The organism is Paenibacillus sp. 23TSA30-6 (assembly GCF_014858585.1).
Lineage (GTDB): Bacteria > Bacillota > Bacilli > Paenibacillales > Paenibacillaceae > Paenibacillus.
In genome coordinates this window covers 1-2,993 of sequence record NZ_SLTL01000074.1, presented here as the reverse complement: position 1 = coordinate 2,993, position 2,993 = coordinate 1, and the positions used below count along the sequence as shown (strand labels likewise).

Annotated in this window: 2 protein-coding genes; both read right to left on the bottom strand. The window is 58.3% G+C overall.

Annotated features, from left to right (window positions below; all coding sequences use genetic code 11):
• Nucleotides 1-887: condensation domain-containing protein (locus E0698_RS26105; protein ID WP_238354170.1), on the bottom strand; the 887-nt coding region annotated here is incomplete at its 3' end.
• Nucleotides 888-1,041: 154 nt separating this feature from the next.
• A partial coding sequence (locus E0698_RS26100; RefSeq protein ID WP_238354169.1) for a condensation domain-containing protein occupies nucleotides 1,042-2,993 on the bottom strand: 1,952 nt, incomplete at its 5' end.

The following is a 2,993-nucleotide window of genomic DNA, read 5'->3' as shown; positions in this document are numbered from 1 at the left end:
TTCAGCTCGCGGTAGGTCAGCTGCCGCTCGTTCATGACGGCGGCCACGTTGTCCGGGTAAAGCTCCGCCTGCTCTTCGAACAAGCCGTGAATCGTTTTCCCCCGCTCGAACCCGGTTTCGGTGTCATTAAATCGCTTCAGCAGCGTCTCCCTCTCGTCTGGGGACAGCACATCGGCTTGTCCAAGCTCCAGATCCGGCTGAAATAAAAGCACGGACAGCAGCCGAACAAGATGGTCGGCCGCCTGTTCCACAAATGCCCGCTCGTACCGCTGCCCGTCAAAGCTTATTTCCAGCTCGATGGAGTGGTTTTGGCGGTCGAAGCGAAAAACCGTATCGGCCGCCACCCGGTTACCCAGCGGTTCCAGATGAATCGGGGCGAAGGATGCGACGGTGTTGACGACCGGGAGGCCGTCCCCCGTATAGTCCAGATGGAGCGGCTCCACCATTTTCCGAAAAGGCAGGTGCTGATGCTCCAGCGCCTCGCCGATGGAGGCTTTGATGCCCCCGAGCAGCGTTTTCAGCGTAGTCTGGCGGCTTACGGACGTCTTGATCACCAAGATGTCATGCGGCGGCGGAGTCCCGTCGGGGTCTGCGCTATAAGAAGGCATGCCGACCAGCACTTGGTCCCGCCCAGTATATTTGAACAGCAGGCTTTTTACTCCTGCCAAAACAATCATGTACAAAGCCAAATCCGAACCGTTGGCGAGGCAAATGATTCTCTCCGAGAGTTCGCTCGGCAGAGTACGGTGAAGCAAGCCCGGCTCGGCCGCAGCTTCCCCGTCGGCGGATAATTTGGAGGATTGACTGTAGGGAAGGAAGCTCAGGCTGTCATCGGCGTCAAACTTGCCGCTCCAGTACCGTTCTTCCTTTTCAAACAAAGATTTCATTCGTACCTCCCCTAAAAATGAAGTGACCGCATGCCCCGGCGCAGGTCCGAAAAAGCTTGCTTTCGGCCTGCGCGTTTACGGGCTTGGACGTTGTTCGCCGTCTTCCTTGGGATGCGCGCCGCTTTCGCTTGACGGCGGAGGCGCGCTTGTAGGATTAGAACGCGAATTCGATCGTATCGACGGCACTCTTTGCGCCTGCCGCCGGTTTATGACATTCAATCCGGCTTAGCTCGAGTTGTGGATTTTCCGCAATTTGAGACAGTACCCGCAGGTAATCCTCGGTCAAGGTGCGGATCATCGCTTCTTTGAACAGCTTGGTGGCGTAGAAGAAGCCCCCGCTCAGCGCCCCGTTGTTTTCATACATAAACAGCGTCAGATCGAACTTCGCTTCTTCCAAATGGTCAAGCTCGTAAGTTTTCAGGCTGACCCCTTCCAGCTCGGCGTCTCGTTCTTCGATATTTTGCAAGTCAAAAACGGCATCGAACAGCGGGAAGCGGCCCGGCTCCCGCTTCACATTCAAACGCTCCACGAGCTCCTCGAATGGATAATCCTGGTTCTCGAAAGCACCCAAAGCCGTTTCCTTCACTTCTTCCAGGTAGGACAAGAACGTTTTGTCGCCCGACGGACGATTGCGGATCGCCAGCGTATTGACAAACATCCCGATGACCGGTTCCAAATCGGCGTTCGTTCTTCCCGCCACCGGGGTGCCCACGACCAAGTCCTCCTGCCCGCTGTACTTGGACAGCAGCACGGTATAAGCCGCAAGCAGCACCATGAACAGCGTGCTTTCACGCTCGGCCGCCAATTCGCGCAGCCGCGCAGAGAGAGAAGCTTCGACGTCGAACTCCAGATGCGCGCCTTCGTAGCTGCGAGCCGCAGACCGTTCATAGTCCATCGGCAGGTCCGCCGTCGGCAGCTTGCCTTCGAAGGTTTGCAGCCAGTACGCTTCCTGCCGCCCGATCCGCTCTCGGTGGGCCTTCGACTGCTGCCAAACGGCATAATCCTTGTATTGAATGCGCAGTGGCGGCAGTTCTTCCCCGGCGTAGAAACTCGAGAACTCATCGATCACAATCGCCATCGATACGCCGTCGGACACCATATGGTGCATGTCGAAAAGGAGAATATGCAGGTTCGGCTCCAGCTCGATGACCCCGGCGCGCAGCAGCGGCGGCTTGCCGAGATCAAACGGACGAACGAAGCTGCGGACGATCTGCTCGATTTGAGCCGCATCCTCTTTATCCGCTTGATGATGCTCGATAGCAAAATCGACCTGCGGGTAAATCCGCTGAACCGCTTCGCCCTTCACGATTTCAAAACCGGTGCGCAGCGATTCATGCCGTGTTATCAATTTCCGCAAGGCGGCTTCCAACCGGTCTAAATCAAACTCGCCTTCCACCTGCACCAGCTCCGGCATGTTGTAAAGCTGATCCGCTCCATCCAGCGTGTGCTGAATGAACAGCCGTTTCTGCGCTGAGGACAGAGGGTAGTACTCTCTCTCCTCAGCTTGAGGAATGGCCTCATGCTCCCGCCGTTCCATCCGGGCGATCGCCTCGGCCATCGCCGCAATCGTCGAGTGACGGAATACGTCGCGCAGCGGCAGGTTGACGTTTAATTCCTTAAATACCTTGCCCGCCAGCGTCGTCGCTCGCAGGGAGTGGCCGCCGATGTCGAAGAAGTTGTCGTGAACGCCAATCTCCTTCGCAAGCCCCAGCACCTCCTGCCAAATCGCCGCCAGCTTCGTTTCCAGCTCATTGCGCGGTGCGACGTACTCCGTTCCGCTTCCCGCTTCCCCTTCCGGCGCCGGCAGCGCCTTCCGGTCAATCTTTCCGTTCGGCGTCAGAGGCAGGCGCTCCAGCTCCACGAAGTACGACGGGATCATGTAGCCCGGCAGCTCCTGCGCCAGCGCGCTGCGCAAATCGTTCACCGCCAGCTCCGCTCCGGTATCCGGCGTGTAATACGCGCATAGCGCCTTCTGCCCGTTCGCGTCACTTCGAACCAGCACCACCGCTTCGCGCACGCCTTCCACCCGCAGCAGCTGCGACTCGATCTCGCCCGTCTCAATCCGGTAGCCCCGGATTTTCGCCTGGTTGTCGATCCGGCCGATGA